This is a genomic window from Azospirillum soli (genome assembly GCF_017876165.1).
In the GTDB taxonomy this organism is placed as follows: Bacteria; Pseudomonadota; Alphaproteobacteria; order Azospirillales; family Azospirillaceae; genus Azospirillum; species Azospirillum soli.
The window spans coordinates 108,719-125,767 of sequence record NZ_JAGINQ010000008.1 but is presented as its reverse complement, the minus strand read 5'-3'; the positions used below and the strand labels follow the sequence as shown (position 1 = coordinate 125,767).

At 67.6% G+C, this 17,049-nt stretch carries 12 protein-coding genes and 1 tRNA gene; 10 read left to right on the top strand and 3 right to left on the bottom strand.

Annotated features, from left to right (window positions below; all coding sequences use genetic code 11):
• Window positions 1-101 precede the first annotated feature (101 nt).
• Both J2852_RS14725 and J2852_RS14720 read left to right on the top strand, forming a co-directional pair.
• Window positions 102-665, top strand: a complete 564-nt coding sequence (locus tag J2852_RS14725) for an ankyrin repeat domain-containing protein (RefSeq protein ID WP_209876721.1) — start codon at window positions 102-104, stop codon at window positions 663-665.
• Between the two features lie 10 nt (window positions 666-675).
• The gene (locus tag J2852_RS14720; protein WP_209876719.1) at window positions 676-1,671 is read left to right on the top strand and encodes a cobalamin biosynthesis protein CobD/CbiB; all 996 of its coding nucleotides are present in this window, start codon (window positions 676-678) and stop codon (window positions 1,669-1,671) included.
• A gap of 260 nt (window positions 1,672-1,931) precedes the next feature.
• Here J2852_RS14720 and J2852_RS14715 read toward each other — a convergent pair whose 3' ends face one another.
• The 3 genes from J2852_RS14715 to secA all read right to left on the bottom strand — a co-directional run bounded on the left by J2852_RS14715 (window position 1,932) and on the right by secA (window position 7,050).
• On the bottom strand, window positions 1,932-3,440 hold the full coding sequence (locus J2852_RS14715) for a DEAD/DEAH box helicase (RefSeq protein WP_246499660.1): 1,509 nt from the start codon (window positions 3,438-3,440) through the stop codon (window positions 1,932-1,934).
• Window positions 3,441-3,693: 253 nt separating this feature from the next.
• Entirely contained in the window at window positions 3,694-4,122 is a 429-nt protein-coding gene (mscL, locus tag J2852_RS14710) for a large conductance mechanosensitive channel protein MscL (RefSeq protein ID WP_209876717.1), read from the bottom strand.
• 177 nt (window positions 4,123-4,299) lie between these two features.
• Window positions 4,300-7,050: a preprotein translocase subunit SecA gene (gene secA, locus J2852_RS14705; RefSeq protein WP_209876715.1), complete on the bottom strand. Its 2,751-nt coding sequence runs from the start codon at window positions 7,048-7,050 to the stop codon at window positions 4,300-4,302.
• A 353-nt stretch (window positions 7,051-7,403) separates the two neighbouring features.
• Between secA and J2852_RS14700 the strand changes: the two genes are divergently transcribed.
• From J2852_RS14700 to J2852_RS14665, 8 genes are all read left to right on the top strand, one after another.
• Window positions 7,404-8,363 carry a peptidylprolyl isomerase gene (locus tag J2852_RS14700; RefSeq protein WP_209876713.1) on the top strand — a complete coding sequence of 320 codons (960 nt, stop codon included), beginning with the start codon at window positions 7,404-7,406 and terminating at the stop codon, window positions 8,361-8,363.
• A gap of 104 nt (window positions 8,364-8,467) precedes the next feature.
• Entirely contained in the window at window positions 8,468-9,706 is a 1,239-nt protein-coding gene (gene argJ, locus J2852_RS14695) for a bifunctional glutamate N-acetyltransferase/amino-acid acetyltransferase ArgJ (protein ID WP_209876711.1), read from the top strand.
• Window positions 9,706-10,221, top strand: coding sequence for a GNAT family N-acetyltransferase (locus J2852_RS14690; protein WP_209876709.1), 516 nt, complete (start codon window positions 9,706-9,708; stop codon window positions 10,219-10,221). Before argJ ends, J2852_RS14690 begins: the two co-directional genes overlap by 1 nt.
• Window positions 10,218-10,661 (top strand): (deoxy)nucleoside triphosphate pyrophosphohydrolase, encoded by a 444-nt coding sequence (locus J2852_RS14685; RefSeq protein ID WP_209876707.1) that lies wholly within the window; start codon window positions 10,218-10,220, stop codon window positions 10,659-10,661. The genes J2852_RS14690 and J2852_RS14685 overlap by 4 nt, the downstream gene beginning before the upstream one ends.
• 148 nt (window positions 10,662-10,809) lie before the next feature.
• Entirely contained in the window at window positions 10,810-12,723 is a 1,914-nt protein-coding gene (gene recQ / locus J2852_RS14680) for a DNA helicase RecQ (RefSeq protein ID WP_209876986.1), read from the top strand.
• Between the two features lie 70 nt (window positions 12,724-12,793).
• Window positions 12,794-12,868, top strand: a tRNA-Thr gene (locus tag J2852_RS14675).
• A gap of 545 nt (window positions 12,869-13,413) precedes the next feature.
• On the top strand, window positions 13,414-14,643 hold the full coding sequence (locus J2852_RS14670) for a branched-chain amino acid ABC transporter substrate-binding protein (RefSeq protein ID WP_209876705.1): 1,230 nt from the start codon (window positions 13,414-13,416) through the stop codon (window positions 14,641-14,643).
• Between the two features lie 103 nt (window positions 14,644-14,746).
• A complete protein-coding gene (locus J2852_RS14665; RefSeq protein WP_209876703.1) occupies window positions 14,747-16,843 on the top strand; it encodes a methyl-accepting chemotaxis protein in 2,097 nt (698 codons plus the stop codon).
• Window positions 16,844-17,049: the final 206 nt, after the last annotated feature.

Here is a 17,049-nt window from a genome sequence, read left to right as displayed (position 1 = left end):
TGCGGTTGCAAGAACCGTTTGCAGGCCCGACTGGTCAAGCCTATCCACTTCTGGCTAGTATCCCGCGCAAACCGTGAATGATGCGGAAGGAATCCCGAGCCATGAAACGGCTGTTGCTTTTGGGCCTGCTGGCCCTGGGCCTGAACGTGACCGCGCACGCCCCCGCGCAGGCCCAGGTCAGCCTGTTCGACAATCCGTCCATGCTGAAGGCCGTCACGTCGAACGACGCGAAGACCCTGCGCATGCTGCTGCTGAAGGGCGAGAACCCGAACCAGACGGACATCAACGGCAAGACCGCACTGCTGCTCGCCATCGGCGCCGGCAACTCGGAAATGGCCAGGATGCTGCTGGACAGCGGGGCCAACGTCAACCGCACCGACAAGGCGGGCAATACCCCGCTGCACTATGCCGTCGATGCGAACGACCCCGGCATGCTGGACCTACTGCTGAGCAAGGGCGCCAAGGTGGACCAGGACAACCGCGAGGGCATCACCCCGCTGATGTCGGCGGCGCGCGGCGGCCGTCCCGATCTGGTGGACCGGCTGCTGAAGGCCGGGGCCAAGCCCGACCGTTCCGACTTCACCGGCCGCACCGCGCTGAGCTGGGCGCAGGACGGCCGCAACGCCCGCGTCGTCGCCCTGCTGCGTCAGGCCGGGGCTCGCTGAGGCAACGACCATGGTCGGCACGGCGCTCGGCGGTCAGACGTTCAACGAGCTGGGGCCCCTGTTCCTCCTGCTGCTGGCGCTGGTCATCGACGCCGCCGTCGGCGACTGGATCGCCCGCGCCCTGCCCGACCCGGCGGCGCTGGCGCAGCGCGCCTGCGCCTGGGCCGACAAGCGTCTGAACCGCGTCGAGCGCGGCAAGACGGCGCGGCTGCTGCGCGGCGCGCTGGTTGTCCTGGCCCTGCTGCTGGCGGCCGTGCTGGTCGGTCTGCTGGTGGAATGGATTGGCGGGCAGAGCCGGGGCTGGGTTGTCGAGCTTATCGTGCTGCTCGCCACCCTGCGCGGCCGGGCGGCCTGGATGCGGGTGCGCGCGGTGCGCCGGGCGCTGGAAAAGGGCGGCGCGTCGGCGGGGCAGGAGGCCGTCGTCCCCCTCACCCGCCGGCACGCCTTCAGTCTGGATGAGCACGGTGTGGCCCGCGCCGCCATCGAGGCCGCCGCGAAGTCCTTCGCCCGCAAGGTCGTCGCCCCGGTGTTCGCCTACGCGCTGCTCGGCGTGCCGGGCCTTCTGGCCTGGGCGGTGGTCGCGGGGGCCGACGCGGCGCTGGGCAACCCCGGCGTCCGGCACGAGCGCTTCGGCCTGACCGCCGCGCGGCTCGACGACGCGCTGAACGCCATTCCCGTGCGGCTGGCCGGTCTGCTGCTGGCGCTGGCCGCCCCCTTCGCGGGCGCGAGCCTGGGCGGGGCCGCCAGGACGATGCTGCGCGACGGCGGCAAGTCCGCTTCCTTCAACATGGGCTGGCCGGTCGCCGCGATGGCCGGCGCGCTGGGCCTGTCGCTGGGCGGCCCGCACCGCGACGGCGGGGTGGTCATCACCGAACCCTGGATCGGCGACGGCCGCGCCCGCGCGGTGCCGGCCGACATCGCGAAGGCGTTGGCAGTCTACGCCGTGGCCGGGCTGATGCTGATCGGGCTGGTGGCGCTGCTGATGTGGGGGATCGCGGCGGTTTAACCTTGGGGAGGCGGTAGCCTTGTCTGGGGCAACGATTCACACGGATTTTCGCGGATTTAATCACGGATTGCACGGATTTTTGATCCCGACCCGGCGTCGGCTTGCCACACAAGCCAAGAACTGGACGGGCAGACATCCGTGAAATCCGTGTTTAATCCGGGTTCATCCGTGTCAACTCTTGCCCGACAACGCTCCGACCACTCCAAGAAAAAAGGCGCGGCCCCGAGGGACCGCGCCTTTTTCATTCCATCAACCCAAGCTTACCACTTGGACGCCCGCGCGTGCGCCGGCTTGCCGCCGTGGGACTCGCGGCGGGCGTGGTCGGGACGGTTGGCCGGACGAGCCTGGGCCGGGCGGCCCTGACCGGCCGGCTTGCCCTCGCCATGGCCGTGACCGCCGTGGCCGTGACCACCGTGACCATGGCCGCCGTTGGCGTTGCGGGTCCACGGCTTCTTGTTGAAGCCGCCACCGCCACCCGGACGGCCCGAGCGGCCCTGCGGACGGCCGCCGCCGGACTGGAGCGGACGCTGCGGCTCCAGGCCGGGGATGACGTGGACGTTCAGCTTCTCGCCGGTGTAGCGCTCGATGCGGAACAGCGTGTCGCGGTCCGGGCGCGCGGCGAAGGAGATCGCCACGCCCGAGGCGCCCGCGCGGCCCGTGCGGCCGATGCGGTGGACGTAGTCCTCGGCCGAGCGCGGCAGGTCGAAGTTGATGACGTGGGTGATGTCGCGCACGTCGATGCCTCGCGCCGCCACGTCGGTCGCCACCAGCAGACGCACCTGGCCGGTGCGCAGGCGCTGGAGCGTGCGGTTGCGCTTGGACTGGTCCATGTCGCCGTGCAGGGCGGCGGCGGCGTGGCCGGCGTCGCTCAGCTCTTCGGCCAGCGTGTCGGCGTCGCGCTTGGTCGCGGCGAAGATGATCGCCTTGCCGACCTCCGGCTGGGCCGCGATGTGCTGCAGCAGGCGGCGCTTGTGGTCCAGGTCGTCGGCGTGGTGCAGGCGCTGCTCGACGTTCACCGAGGCGACGGTGCTCTCCACCGCGACGCGCTCCGGATTGCGCAGCAGCTTGCCGGCCAGTTGCGCCATGCGGCGGTCCAGCGTGGCGGTGAACAGCAGCGTCTGGCGCGTGGCCGGGCAGCACTTGGCGATCAGCTCGACGTCGTCGAGGAAGCCCATGTCCAGCATGCGGTCGGCCTCGTCGAGGATCAGGACCTCGACGGTGGACAGGTCGATGCGGTTGCGCGACACGTGGTCGAGCAGACGGCCGGGGGTGGCGACCATCACGTCCACGGCGCGCGACAGCAGGCGCATCTGGTCGCGGTAGGGCATGCCGCCGACCACGTCCACGATGTTCATCTTCATGAACTTCGCGTACTTGCGAGCGGCGTCGGTGACCTGCTTGGCCAGTTCGCGCGTCGGGGCCAGCACCAGGATGCGCGGGGCGGCGACGCCCAAGCGCGGCAGCTCGGCGATGCGGGTCAGCGACGGCAGCATGAAGGCGGCGGTCTTGCCGGTGCCGGTCTCGGCGGTGGCGAGGATGTCGCGGCCGGTCAGCGAAACCGGAATGGCTTCGGCCTGGACCGGGGTCGGGGTGTTGTATTCGAAGGCTTCCAGCGCCTTCAGGACGAGCGGATGCAGACCGAGGTCGGCAAAGGTCACGCCGCCCGCGGTTTCGGTCGCGGCGGCTTCGGTCACGGTGGTATCGGTCGAGGCGCTCTCGACGGCAGCGGTATCGGTAACGGTGGTCTCAAGCATTTCGGTGGACGACAAGGAGTAAACCTTTCCTCAGGACCATGACACGGCGCACGGCCGCTGCACCCGGATGGTGAGCGGTGGAACGCCGGCGTTTTCGCCGGGAGGAGGTCGGTAGAGGGAGAGGCGTCTATCCGAAGCAAGGGGCGACCGGTCCTTGGAGGTGCCGCCCCGCAATATCAAAGCGCGTCTCGCTCAAGAGACGCGCGAGCCTCCAGCGATCAAGGCGCCCTACATAAGGGGTCGCGTCGCGCAATCCAAGAAGAATCTTTCACTCGGCCAGATTCGGGGGGCGCCGCTCGCGCAGCGCGTCGCGGATTTCCTCCAGCAGCACCTCCTGCCGGGGCGGCGGCTTGGGTTTGGTGCTTTGCAGGAAATGGAGGCGGTTGACCTGCCGGACGATGACGAACAGCGCCGCCGACACGATCGCGAAATTGATGACGTTGTTCAGAAAGCGGCCGTAGTTGATGGTCGCCGCCCCAGCCGCCTCCGCCGCCGCGAGGCTGTCGTAACGCCCGCCGGACAGGTTGATGAAGTAGTTGGAAAAGTCGATCCCGCCCATGATCCAGCCGATGGGCGGCATCAGCATGTCCTTGACCAGGGAATTGACGATCCCGGTGAAGGCCGCGCCGATGATGATGCCGACGGCAAGATCCACGACATTGCCGCGCGAAATGAAGGTCTTGAATTCCTGAAGCATGCCACGCTCCCGTTTTTTGGTGGAAAAACGGGTAAAGCGCGGATGTGATCCCGAAAGCCCCTGCAAAGGGCCCCCATCCCGACCTTCCCCCATGCTGCGCACGGGGGAAGGGGCTTGAATTCCCTCCCCCGTGCGCAGCATGGGGGAGGGTTAGGGTGGGGGCTCGTGAGCCGGCGCTTACGCCACCTTACCGTGGCAGTGCTTGAACTTCTGGCCCGAGCCGCAGGGGCACGGGGCGTTGCGCGGGGTGTTGGCCCAGGCCTCGATCCCACCCGCGACGGCCCCACCCGCGACGGCGGCACCGGCCGCCGCGCTGCGGACCATGCCCTCGGGCAGCGGCGCGCCCTCCGGCGGGTAGCCGGCGCCGGCTTCCGCCATGGCGAGCGCCGGATCGTCGCGGCCCTCGTGCATCTCCTGCGGGGCGCGGGCGAACATCTCCTCCGGCTGCGGGGCGATGCGGATCTCGACGTGCATCAGGACGGAGGTGACCTCCTCGCGCAACGTCGTCAGCATCGTCTCGAACAGCTCGAAAGCCTCGCGCTTGTACTCGTTCAGCGGGTCCTTCTGCGCGTAGGCCCGCAGGCTCACGCCCTGGCGCAGGTGGTCGAGCTGGAGCAGATGCTCCTTCCACTCCTGGTCCAGGATTTGGAGAAGCAGGCTCTTCTCCACGTGCCGCATGGTCTCGGGGCCGTAGTTCGCCACCTTTTCCGCATACTTGCGGTCGGCGGCCTCGCGCACGCGCTCCTCGATCTCCGGCTCGGCGATGCCCTCTTCCTTGGCCCACTCGTGCACCGGCAGGTCCATGCCCAGCAGGCGGCTGGCCGACTGGTGCAGGCCGTCGATGTCCCACGCCTCGGAATAGGAGTTCGCCGGAATGGCCGTGGCAACCATGTTGGCAATCACCTGATGGCGCATCTCCTTGACGGTCTCGGAGATGTCCTCAGTGTCCATGATCTCGCGGCGCTGCTCGTAAACGACCTTGCGCTGGTCGTTCATGACGTTGTCGAACTTGAGCAGGTTCTTGCGGATCTCGAAGTGGTGGGCTTCGACCTTCTGCTGCGCCTTTTCCAGCGCCTTGTTGATCCAGGGGTGGATGATCGCCTCCCCTTCCTTCAGGCCGAGGCGCTGGAGCATGCTGTCCATGCGCTCCGACCCGAAGATGCGCATCAGGTCGTCTTCCAGCGACAGGAAGAACTTCGACGCGCCCGGATCGCCCTGACGGCCCGAACGGCCGCGCAGCTGGTTGTCGATGCGGCGGCTCTCGTGCCGTTCCGTGCCGACGACGTAGAGGCCGCCGGCCTGCTTGACCTTCTCGCGCGCCTCGGCGACCTCGGCCTCGATCTGCTGGATGCGGGCCTCGCGCTCCGGACCGTCCGGCACGTCGGCCAGCTCGGTCTTCACGCGCATGTCCACGTTGCCGCCCAGCTGGATGTCGGTGCCGCGACCGGCCATGTTGGTGGCGACCGTCACGGCGCCGGCCCGGCCGGCCTGGGCGACGATGTAGGCTTCCTGCTCGTGGTGGCGGGCGTTCAGCACGTTATGCGGGATGCCGCGCTTCTTCAGCAGGTCGGAGATCAGCTCCGACTTCTCGATGGAGGTCGTGCCGACCAGCACCGGCTGGCCGCGCTTGCGCGCGTCCTCGATCAGATCGACGATAGCGTTGTACTTCTCCGACGCCTTCCGATAGACCTCGTCGTCAGCGTCCTTGCGCTGCACCGGGACGTTGGTCGGCATCTCGACCACTTCCAGGCCGTAGATCTCCGCGAACTCCGCCGCCTCGGTCATCGCCGTGCCGGTCATGCCGGCCAGCTTCGGGTAGATGCGGAAGTAATTCTGGAAGGTGATGGAGGCCAGCGTCTGGTTCTCGCGCTGGATGGTCACCCGCTCCTTCGCTTCCAGCGCCTGGTGCAGGCCCTCCGAATAGCGGCGGCCTTCCATCATGCGGCCGGTGAACTCGTCGATGATGACGACCTTGTCGTCCTTGACGATGTAGTCCTTGTCGCGCTGGAACAGCGTGTGGGCGCGCAGCGCCTGCTGGGCATGGTGGACCAGCGCCACGTTCTGGATGTCGTACAGGCCGCCGGTCTTCAGCAAGCCCGCCTCGGTCAGCAGCTGCTCCATATGCTCCTGCCCGGCCTCGGACAGGCTGACGGTGCGGTTCTTCTCGTCCAGCTCGTAATCGTCGCGCGTCAGCTGCGGGATCAGACGGTCAACCTGGACGTACATTTCCGACGAGTCGGTGGACGGACCGGAGATGATGAGCGGGGTGCGCGCCTCGTCGATCAGGATCGAGTCCACCTCGTCCACGATGGCGAAGTTGAAGGCCCGCTGGACCATGTCCTCCAGCCGGAACTTCATGTTGTCGCGCAGGTAGTCGAAGCCGAATTCGTTGTTCGTGCCGTAGGTGATGTCGGCGGCGTAGGCGGCGCGGCGCTCGTCGTCGTCCAACCCATGAACGATGCAGCCGGTGGTCAGGCCCAGGAACCCGTAGATGCGGCTCATCCAATCGCTGTCGCGCTTGGCGAGGTAGTCGTTCACGGTCACGACGTGGACGCCCTTGCCCTCCAGCGCGTTCAGGTAGACGGCCAGCGTGGCCACCAGCGTCTTGCCTTCACCCGTGCGCATCTCGGCAATCTTGCCCTGATGCAGCACGACGCCGCCCATCAGCTGCACGTCGAAGTGCCGCTGGTGAAGAACGCGCTTGCCGGCCTCGCGCACGGTGGCGAAGGCGTCGGGCAGGATGTCGTCCAGCGTCTCGCCCTGCTTCAATCGGCCGCGCAGCCAGTCGGTGCGGGCGCGCAGCTCGTCGTCGGAAAGCTTCTGAACCTCGGGCTCCAGCGCGTTGATCTGCTGGACGGTCTTGTGCAGCGCCTTGACGACGCGCGAATTGGCGGTGCCGAAAATCTTGCGGGCGAGAGCACCGAACATGAAAACCTCGGGGATGGGGCGGAACGTGGGCCGACTTTTTGACCGGTCTCACATAGGCCCACAGCAAGTTTCTGTCAACGAGACCAGCCCCTTTGAACGGCTCTTCCATCGTCCCGATGGCGGTTCCCCATGGCGGTGGCGGATGCGGCCCGCGCCACGGTTCTTCCACCGTTCCGCCGCCATCTCGCCCATCGCATGGTTGAAAGAGGGTGTGACGACCGCTTGCCCCGCGCGCCGAACCCATGCTTAATCCACGCGGATTCGGGCGCGGGGCGGCGGATGGCCTCCATGCGGCCGACACGACAGAAAACAAACGCCTTGAGACAGAACCATCCGCCGGAAGGAAAGACTCCATGGTGAATCGCGCGTTCCGCACCGCCCTCCTGTCCATGGCCGCCTGCGGCTTGGCCCTGACGGCCCCTCTGTCCGTACAGGCCCAGAGCCCCGCCCCGGCCGCGAGCACGCCGGCCCCCGCTGCGGCGCCGGCCGCGACTTCGGCCGACCCAGTGGTGGCGCGCGTCAACGGTGAGGACATCCACCGCTCCGACGTGCAGCGCATGGTCAGCCAGCTGCCGCCGCAGGTGCAGCAGATGCCGCTGGAGATGATCTTCCCGGCCGTCGTGGAGCAGCTGGTCAATTCCAAGCTGGTGGCCGCCGCCGGCTACAAGGCGAACCTTGCCGGCACGCCCGAGGTCAAGGAAGAGATCAAACGCGCCGAGGAGCGTGCGGTGCAGCGCGCCTACATCCAGAAGGAAGTGGCCGCCCGCATCACCCCGGCGAAGCTGGACGAGGCCTACAAGGAGTTCCTGAAGCAGAACCCGCCGCAGGAAGAGGTGAAGGCCAGCCACATCCTGGTCGAGAAGGAAGACGAGGCCAAGGCCGTCATTGCCGAGCTGAACAAGGGCGGCGACTTCGCCAAGATTGCCAAGGAGAAGTCGAAGGACCCGGTGGCCGCCGCGCAGGGTGGCGATCTCGGCTACTTCTCCAAGGACACGATGGTGGAGCCCTTCGCCAACGCCGCCTTCGCTATGAACAAGGGCGAGATCAGCAAGACCCCGGTGCAGACGCAGTTCGGCTGGCACGTCATCAAGGTCGAGGACAAGCGCACCCAGCCGCAGCCGACGCTCGACGAGGTGAAGCCGCAGCTGGAGCAGCAGCTGTCCAAGGACATCGTCACCGCCGTGGTGGACGACCTGCGCAACGCCGCGAAGGTCGAGACCTTCCAGATCGACGGCTCGCCCCTGCCGAAGGAAGAGCCGAAGGCCGAGCAGCCGAAGGCCGACGCCCCGAAGGCTGAGCAGCCGAAGAAGTAAGGTACGGGACACGAGCCCCCACCCTTCCCACGGCTTCGCCGTGGGAAGGGTGGGGGCAACACCCCTTCACATTTAAGACCACCCGCACGGACATCGCACCGACCATGGCCACGACCGTCTCCCCCTTGGCTCCCGCTGGTTTCCCGACGCTCCCGCCCGTGGCGGGCGTGCGCATCGCCACGACGAACAGCGGCATCCGATACAAGGGCCGCGACGACCTGATGCTGGCCGTGCTCGATCCGGGCACCACGGTCGCCGGCGTGCTGACTCGCTCGCTGACCTGCTCGGCCCCGGTGATCTGGTGCCGCGACAGCCTTCCCAAGGGCTCGGCCCGCGCCGTGGTGGTCAACGCCGGCAACGCCAACGCCTTCACCGGCAAGGCCGGTGACGCGACCGTGCAGGCGACCGTCCAGGCCGCCGCCGCCATCGCCGGCTGCGCCCCGGATGAGGTCTATGTCGCCTCCACCGGCGTGATCGGCATCCCGCTCGCCCCCGACGCCATCGCCAAGGCGCTGCCCGGCATGACCGGCGCGCTGAAGGAGGATTCGGCGGCGCTGGAGGCCGGTGCGCGCGCCATCATGACCACCGACACCTTCCCGAAGGGTTCGACCCGGACGGTGACGATCGGCGGCGCGACGGTGACGATCAGCGGCTTCGCCAAGGGCTCCGGCATGATCGCGCCGGACATGGCGACGATGCTGGGCTTCCTCTTCACCGACGCCGCCATCGCCGCCCCCGCGCTGCAAGCCCTGCTGTCGGAGTTCACGGAGCGCACCTTCAACGCCATCACCGTGGACGGCGACACCTCGACCAGCGACACGCTGCTGCTGTTCGCCACCGGCAAGGCCGGCAACGCCCCGGTGACCAGCGCCGACGCGCCGGAACTGGCCGCGTTCCGCAAGGCGCTGGAGGAGGTCATGCTCGACCTCGCGCTCCAGATCGTCCGCGACGGCGAGGGGGCGACCAAGTTCGTCTCCATCACCCTGGTGGGCGCCGACAACGACGCGGCGGCCAAGCGCATCGCGCTGACCGTCGCCAACTCGCCCCTGGTGAAGACCGCCATCGCCGGCGAGGACGCCAACTGGGGCCGCATCGTAGCCGCCATCGGCCGCGCGGGCGAGCGCGCCGACCGCGACCTGATCAAGATCACCATCGGCGGCACGCTGATCTGCGCCGAGGGCATGGAGGTCCCAGGTTACGACGAGGCGCCGGTCACCGCCCACATGAAGGGCAAGGAGATCGACGTCCACATTGACCTCGGCCTCGGCACCGGCAAGGCCCGCGTCTGGACCTGCGACCTGACCCACGGCTACATCGACATCAACGGCTCCTATCGCAGCTGATGGGGCCACTCCCCGAATGCATCCAAACAGCGCGGCTGACGCTCCGCAGCTTCCGCGAGGAGGATGTGGAGCGTTTCGTCCCGCTGATCGGCGAGTGGGAGGTGGCGCGCTGGCTCGCCCGCGTGCCGCACCCCTACGGCCTTGAGGACGGGCGGTGGTGGGTCGCCCGCACCGCCGAGAACCGCGCCCGGCGCGCCACGCTCGACCTGCTGGCGGTGCGCCGCGCGGACGGGCAGCCGGTCGGCGGCATCGGCCTGAATTTGGACGACGGGGAGGTCGGCTACTGGCTCGGCTGGCCCCACCAAGGGGTCGGCTACGGCACGGAGATGCTGCGGGCGATGCTGCGCGTTGCCTTCGAGGATCTTCATCTCCCCCGCCTGTGGGCCGCCATCGCGCCGGACAACGACCGCTCCCGCCGGGTGCTGGAAAAGACCGGCTTTGTCACCACCACCCCCGATCAATACGAACTGACCGCCGAACGCTGGCGGACCATCCCTCAGGAGAGCGCCCGATGACGGCCTGCTTCGATCCCAATTCCACGCCGCCCCCCGGCACGTTGCCGACGCTGCTGGTCGTCGCCGTGGCTCTGGTGGACGCTGATGGGCGGGTCCTGCTCGCCCAGCGCCCGCCCGGCAAATCGCTGGCCGGCCTGTGGGAGTTCCCCGGCGGCAAGGTCCACACCGACGAGACGCCGGAAGCGGCCCTGGTCCGCGAATTGAAAGAGGAACTGGGCATCGACACGGCGGCCAGCTGCCTCGCCCCCTTCACCTTCGCCTCCCACTCCTATGAAAAGTTCCACCTACTGATGCCGCTTTACGTGTGCCGGGTCTGGGAAGGCACGGTGGTGGCGCAGGAAGGGCAGAAACTCGCCTGGGTCTATCCGAACCGCATGGGCGAGTATCCCATGCCGCCGGCCGACGTGCCGTTGGTGGCGATGCTGCGCGATCTGCTGTAGCCGTCGGGGGACAAACTACGCTTGTCCCCCACCTTTTCCGGATTGCGTCTTCCCGAATCGGGCAATCTGTGCCACATCATAGGCGTTGAGTTCGGATTCAACTTCCGGCCACCAGATCTAGAATCGCCCGTTCTTGAACAGCACCAGCGTGGACTCGCTCTTTTCCTTCAAGGCATCCGATCCGGCCTCCGCGCAAGACCCGGCGCTGGAGGTGCTGCGGTCGGTCTTCGGCTATTCCGCGTTTCGCGGGCAACAGGCGGACATCATCGCCCACGTCATCCGTGGCGGCGACGCGCTGGTGCTCATGCCCACGGGCGGCGGCAAGTCGCTGTGCTACCAAGTGCCGGCGCTGGTGCGCGAGGGCGTCACGGTCGTCGTCTCCCCGCTGATCGCGCTGATGCGCGACCAGGTGACGGCGTTGCGCGAACTCGGCGTGCGCGCGGCCTTCCTGAACTCCTCCCTCGACGCGGCGGAAGCGCGCGAGGTGGAGCGCGCCATGGTCCGGGGCGAGATCGACCTCGTCTACGTCGCCCCCGAACGGCTGGTCACGCCGCGCTTCCTCGTCCTGCTGGACCGCACAAAGCTGGCCCTCTTCGCGCTGGACGAGGCGCATTGCGTCAGCCAGTGGGGCCACGACTTCCGCCCGGAATATCTTCAGCTTTCCATCCTGCACGAACGCCACCCGACGGTGCCGCGCGTCGCGCTGACCGCGACCGCCGATGCGCAGACCCGCGCCGAGATCAAGGAGAAGCTGGGCCTGACCGAGGCCCGCGTCTTCCTGTCCAGTTTCGACCGGCCGAACATCACCTACCGCGTCGTCCCGAAGAAGAGCGAGCGGCAGCAGATGCTGGCCTTCCTGCGGGAGAACCACCCCGAGGACGCCGGCATCATCTACTGCATGTCGCGGGCGAAGGTGGAGGAGATATCCTCCTGGCTGAATCAGCAGGGTCGCGAAGCCCTGCCCTACCACGCCGGCCTGCCGCCGGAGGTGCGCGAGGCCAACCAGGATCTGTTCATCAAGGGCGAAGGCATCGTCATGGTGGCGACGGTCGCCTTCGGCATGGGCATCGACAAGCCGAACGTGCGCTTCGTCTGCCACCTCGACCCGCCCAAGAGCCTGGAAGCCTATTATCAGGAAACCGGCCGCGCCGGGCGCGACGGCCTGCCGGCCAACGCCTGGATGAGCTACGGCATGTCCGACGTGGTGAGCCTGCGCCAGATGCTGGAGCAGTCGGAGGCCGGCGAGACGCACCGTCGCGTCGAGCGCGGCAAGCTGGAGGCTCTGCTGGGCTTCTGCGAAACGCCTACTTGCCGCCGCCAGGTGCTGCTGAACTATTTCGGCGAGAGCCTAGGCGAGCCCTGCGGCAACTGCGACACCTGCCTGGAGCCGGTGGAGACCTGGGACGGCACCATCGCCGCGCAGAAGGCGCTGTCGGCCGTCTACCGCACCGGCCAGCGCTACGGCGCCGGGCACCTGATCGACGTGCTGCTGGGCAACGCCACGGACAAGGTGCAGCAGCAGGCGCACGACACGCTGAAGACCTTCGGCGTCGGCAAGGACCTGTCCAAGGCCGAATGGCAGTCTGTGTACCGCCAGCTGGTTGCAGCCGGCTACCTGACCGTGGACCTGGAAGGCTACGGCGGCTTCCGCCTGACCGACGCGGGCATCCCGGTCATTAAGGGCCAGCAGACCGTCCGCCTGCGCAAGGACCCGATCATCGAGAAGCGGCGCGGCGTCCACGACGCGCTGCGCCGCCACGTCTCGCGCGGCGGCAGCGCGCCCGGCGGCCTATCGGGCGAAGGCGTGTCGCGCTCCGGTGCGCGGGGCACCCTGTCGCCCGCCGACGATGCGCTGTGGCACGCGCTGAAGGATTGCCGCACCGAATTGGCCCGCGCGCAGGGCGTGCCGCCCTACGTCATCTTCCACGACAGCACGCTGCTGGAGATGGTCGCCCTGCGCCCGCGCGACCGCCACGCCTTCGCCCGCCTGCCCGGCGTCGGCGCCAGGAAACTGGACCGTTACGCCGACGCCTTCCTCGACGTGATCGCCCAGCACGGATAATCGTACAAAAACGAAAAAAGTCCTCTTGCATGGTGCGGGGCATGCGGTTATGTTCCGCGCCCACGACGACGCCGCAGTAGCTCAGGGGTAGAGCAACTGATTCGTAATCAGTAGGTCCGGGGTTCAAATCCCTGCTGCGGCACCACTCTAAGGCCCTGGAAGGTAACGCCTTCCGGGGCCTTTCCATGTCTGGCCCCAGGGTGCTGTCAGAGTTCGGCCGGCCGTTTGTTCCCGGTCTGGCTACTGGACAAAGCGTCGGTATGCACCGACTTTTGGCCGAAAAGCCTTCCCTCCCCTCGAAATGCGATCCGCTTTTGCACGCGGACGAAAGAACGGCCGCCTTACGGCCCAAATCGTTTCTACACCATCAATCTTTGAGAGACTTGGGTCGGTTTGCCGCATTCCTGGGTTTGATTATCTATGCATTATGATAATCCAAAGAGGCAAGCAAAAGCGCTTAAGCAACCACTAGGACGGCAGAGCACGCGCGCAGTGTTCTCCGGGGTTTGGAGCATCGTGGTCGAAGGTGTGGCGGACATCGTCCTTCAGCACCGGCGACCCCGCCTTTTCCCCGCGCCGTGCGCCCCGACGGGCGCAAGCCCCGACACTGCTCCCAGGCATTCGATGGCGGCGGCGTTGCCCCGCGATCGTGAACCAGACTTTGAAAGCTCATTGAGGGGATCAATGCCCATGCGTTCCTTTCTCGCTTCCTTCACCAGCGCCGCCGTGCTCGCCCTCCTGTCCTCGACCGCCCAGGCCGAGCCATTGCGCGTCGCCGTCATCGAGAGCCTGTCGGGCGCCCAGGCATCGACCGGCCGGCCATACGTGTTCGCCGCCCGCTACGTGTTCGACGCGCTGAACGCCCGCGGTGGCTTCAACGGCGAGAAGGTCGTCGTCACCGAATACAATTCCGGCGGCCGGCCGGCCGGCGCCTCGGAAAAGTTCCAGCAGGCCTTGGCCGAGGGCGTCCATGTGGTGATCCAGGCATCGTCCTCGGCAATCGCTTCCCAGCTTTCGGACGATATCCGCCAACACAACGAAAAGAATCCGGGCAAGGAGGTCATCTACCTCAACGTCGGCGCCGAGGCGATGGAGCTGACCGGCGAGAAATGCCACTTCCATGCCTTCCGCTTCACCACCACCGCGCCGATGCGCGTCGGCGCCCTGGTGAAGGTCATGAAAGGGGACGGCTCCCTCGGCAAGCGCGTCTACTCCATCAACCAGAACTATTCCTGGGGCAAGGACATGGAGGCCGCCACCAAGGCCAACGCCCCGGCCGGCGGCTACGAGGTGGTGGAGGCCGTGCTGCACGACGTCGCGCGCATCCAGGATTTCACCCCCTTCGTCGCCAAGATCCAGGCGGCGACGCCCGACACAGTCATCACCGGCAACTGGTCGAACGACCTGCTGCTGTTGATGAAGGCGGCCGGCGACGCCGGCCTGAAGACTCGCTTCGGCACCGCCTTCCTCGACCAGGTCGGCAACATCAGCAACGCCGGCGATGTCGCGCTCGGCCACTACATCGCCCACCCTTACAACATTGAGCTGTCGGACGGCACCTTCGCCAAGGAGTACGAGGCGGCGACCGGCCATTTCCCGGTCTATGTCGAACCGAACGCCGTCAACGCGCTGAAGATGTTCACCAAGGCGCTGGAAACCGTCAACTTCGGCGGTGGCCCGGTCAAGGCGACCCAGATCGCCCAGGCGCTGGAGGGCACCACCTACAAGACGGACATCGGCGACCTGTCGGTCCGCAAGGAAGACCATCAGGTGGTCATGCCGGTCGTGGTGTCGCGCGTCGAGAAGGGCGTGAAGTACCCGGTCGACGGCACGGACCTGGGGTTCAAGCCCGTCAAGGTGGTCGCGGCCGACGAGGTCATCTACCCGGTGCAGGCGAGCTGCGCGATGCAGCGCCCCTGATCCCTTGCCCGGCGGAGGCCGGTTCGCCGGCCCCGCCGCGCTTTTCCAGACATCGCCTGCCGACCGGCATGGAACCGCGTCGGGACGGGAAAGGATAGCCGCCATGGTGGGCCGACTTCTTAACGGCGCGAAGAGCCTCACGGGGAAACTCATCCTCTACGCCGTCGTCATGCTCACGATCATCTTCGCCGGCGGGATCGCCCTGCTGTCGAACGCGAGCAACGCCGTCATCAGCGATCTGGCGCTGCGTCACAGCAGCGAGGTCGGCGAGCATTACGCCGCGGAGATCCGGGGAGAACTCAATCGCGGGATGGCGACCGTCGAGGCGTTGGCCAACGCCTTCGGCATGATGCGCCGCAGTTGGGTCACGGACCGGACGGCCTACAACGACGTCATGCGCGCTCTGTTCGAAAGCGACCCCGAGCTGTTCAGCCTGTGGGCCGCCTTCGAGCCGAACGCGCTGGGTCCCGACACCGAGAGCCGCGACGAGGTCGGCAGCAACGAGAAGGGCCGCTTCCTGCCCCAATGGTACCGCGAGGACAAGCAGATCAAGGTGCGCGCCTTCGAGGAGCCGCAGGAGAACGGGCCGGGCGCCGAGTTCTATGTGCGGGCGAAGACCTCGCGCAAGCCGGTGATCACCGAACCCTACACGGCCAAAGTGGGCGAGAAGACCGTCGAGATGGTCGCTCTGGTGGCGCCGGTCATCGTGGACCGCCGCGTCGTCGGCGTCGTCGGCAGCAGCCTGCCGCTCGAACGCATCTCCGAACGGCTGGACAAGGTCCGTCCATTCGAGACCGGGCGGATCTCGCTCATCTCCCACCGCGGGGCCTGGGCGGCGTTCCACGAACGCAGCGTGCTCGGCAAGCCGGTGGCCGCGGTGGACAGCCAGCTCGCCCCCATCGTCGAGGACATCAAGGGCGGAGCCCGCCGCGAGTTCGAAAGCCGGGATATGTCCGGCGGGGGGATGGTCCAGAACTTTCTCATCCCCATCGCCATCGGCACGACGGGCACCCCGTGGGGCATGCTGACCAGCATTCCGCTGGACAAGGTCAACGAGCCGTCGCTGATGATCCAGAAATGGACGCTGGCCGGCGGCATCGCGACGCTGGCCGTTCTCGCCGGTCTTCTCAGCGTCGTCGGGGTCATCGTCGTCCGCCGGCCGCTGGCCGCGACCGTCACAGCCATCGAGCGGCTCGCCACCGGCGACTATTCGATGACCATCGCCGGCACCGAGCGGAGCGACGAGATCGGGCAGGTCAACCGGGCGCTCCAGGTCTTCCAGAGGAGCCTCGCCCACGTCACCGAGCTGGAGCAGGAAAAGCACCAGCAGGAGCTGCGGGCGGTCGCGCAGCGCCACGAGGAGATGGAGCGCCTCGCCGACTCCTTTGAAACCGCGCTGTCGGGCATCGCCTCGGCCGTTTCGACCGGGGCGGCGCAGCTGGAGGCCAGCGCCTGCTCCCTGACCGGCATCGCAGAGGAGACCAGCCGGCAGTCCATGGCCGTCGCGGCGGCGTCCGAACAGGCGACGACCAACGTGCAGAACGTGGCCCACGCCGCCGACGGTCTGGTGTCCTCGATCAACGAGATCACCCGTCAGATCAACGTGTCGGCGGAAACCGCCAGCGCCGCCGCGTCCCAGGTCTCGCGCACCAACGAGACGGTCGAATGCCTCGTCGCCGCCGCCCAGCGCATCGGCGACGTCACTGGCTTCATCCAGCAGATCGCCAGCCAGACCAACCTTTTGGCACTCAACGCCACCATCGAGGCGGCGCGCGCCGGGGAAGCCGGCAAGGGCTTCGCGGTGGTGGCGTCGGAGGTGAAGAATCTGGCCGACCAGACCGCCAAGGCGACGGACGACATCCGCCTTCAGATCCAGCAGATGCAGGAGGTGACGGGGCAGGCGGTGGAGGCCATCCGCGACATCGGGCGGATGATCACCTCAATCAACGGGAACGTGACCGCGGTGATCGCCACCGCCAACGAGCAGGGAAGCGTCACCACCGAGATCTCGCGCAATATCCAGCAGGCCGCCGCGGGAACGCGCGACGTCGCCGCCAACATCACGGGCGTGACCCAGGCGTCCGGCGAGACCGGCCACATGGCGCAAGACGTGCTGCAAGCCTCCCGGACCCTGTCGGAGCAGGCGGAGCATCTGCGCAACGAGGTGCAGTCTTTCATCGAGCGCATCCGGGTCGCCTGACGCGGCGTCCCCGGCCGGCCTGAAGCCCCGGACGGCGATGCCGTCCGGGGTCTGTCCATATGCAAGGCGCGGGCGCCGTCAACCGGTTTATCGTGGTGCCCCTCCAAACTCCCGGCTTGCGTTGGCGGGAATGCCCTTCCAATAATCCGCCCTCTTCGGCTGGGCCCCCTTGGGGCCGCGGCAGCGTTTCGTATTTTCTGAACGAG

Excerpts from the sequence above, each read along its gene's own strand:
- argJ (WP_209876711.1), top strand. The coding sequence starts at position 8,468 with ATGGCCACGACCGTCTCCCCCTTGGCTCCCGCTGGTTTCCCGACGCTC.
- J2852_RS14700 (WP_209876713.1), top strand. The coding sequence starts at position 7,404 with ATGGTGAATCGCGCGTTCCGCACCGCCCTCCTGTCCATGGCCGCCTGC.
- J2852_RS14665 (WP_209876703.1), top strand. The coding sequence starts at position 14,747 with ATGGTGGGCCGACTTCTTAACGGCGCGAAGAGCCTCACGGGGAAACTC.
- J2852_RS14725 (WP_209876721.1), top strand. The coding sequence starts at position 102 with ATGAAACGGCTGTTGCTTTTGGGCCTGCTGGCCCTGGGCCTGAACGTG.
- J2852_RS14690 (WP_209876709.1), top strand. The coding sequence starts at position 9,706 with ATGGGGCCACTCCCCGAATGCATCCAAACAGCGCGGCTGACGCTCCGC.
- J2852_RS14685 (WP_209876707.1), top strand. The coding sequence starts at position 10,218 with ATGACGGCCTGCTTCGATCCCAATTCCACGCCGCCCCCCGGCACGTTG.
- J2852_RS14670 (WP_209876705.1), top strand. The coding sequence starts at position 13,414 with ATGCGTTCCTTTCTCGCTTCCTTCACCAGCGCCGCCGTGCTCGCCCTC.
- secA (WP_209876715.1), bottom strand. The coding sequence starts at position 7,050 with ATGTTCGGTGCTCTCGCCCGCAAGATTTTCGGCACCGCCAATTCGCGC.
- mscL (WP_209876717.1), bottom strand. The coding sequence starts at position 4,122 with ATGCTTCAGGAATTCAAGACCTTCATTTCGCGCGGCAATGTCGTGGAT.
- J2852_RS14720 (WP_209876719.1), top strand. The coding sequence starts at position 676 with ATGGTCGGCACGGCGCTCGGCGGTCAGACGTTCAACGAGCTGGGGCCC.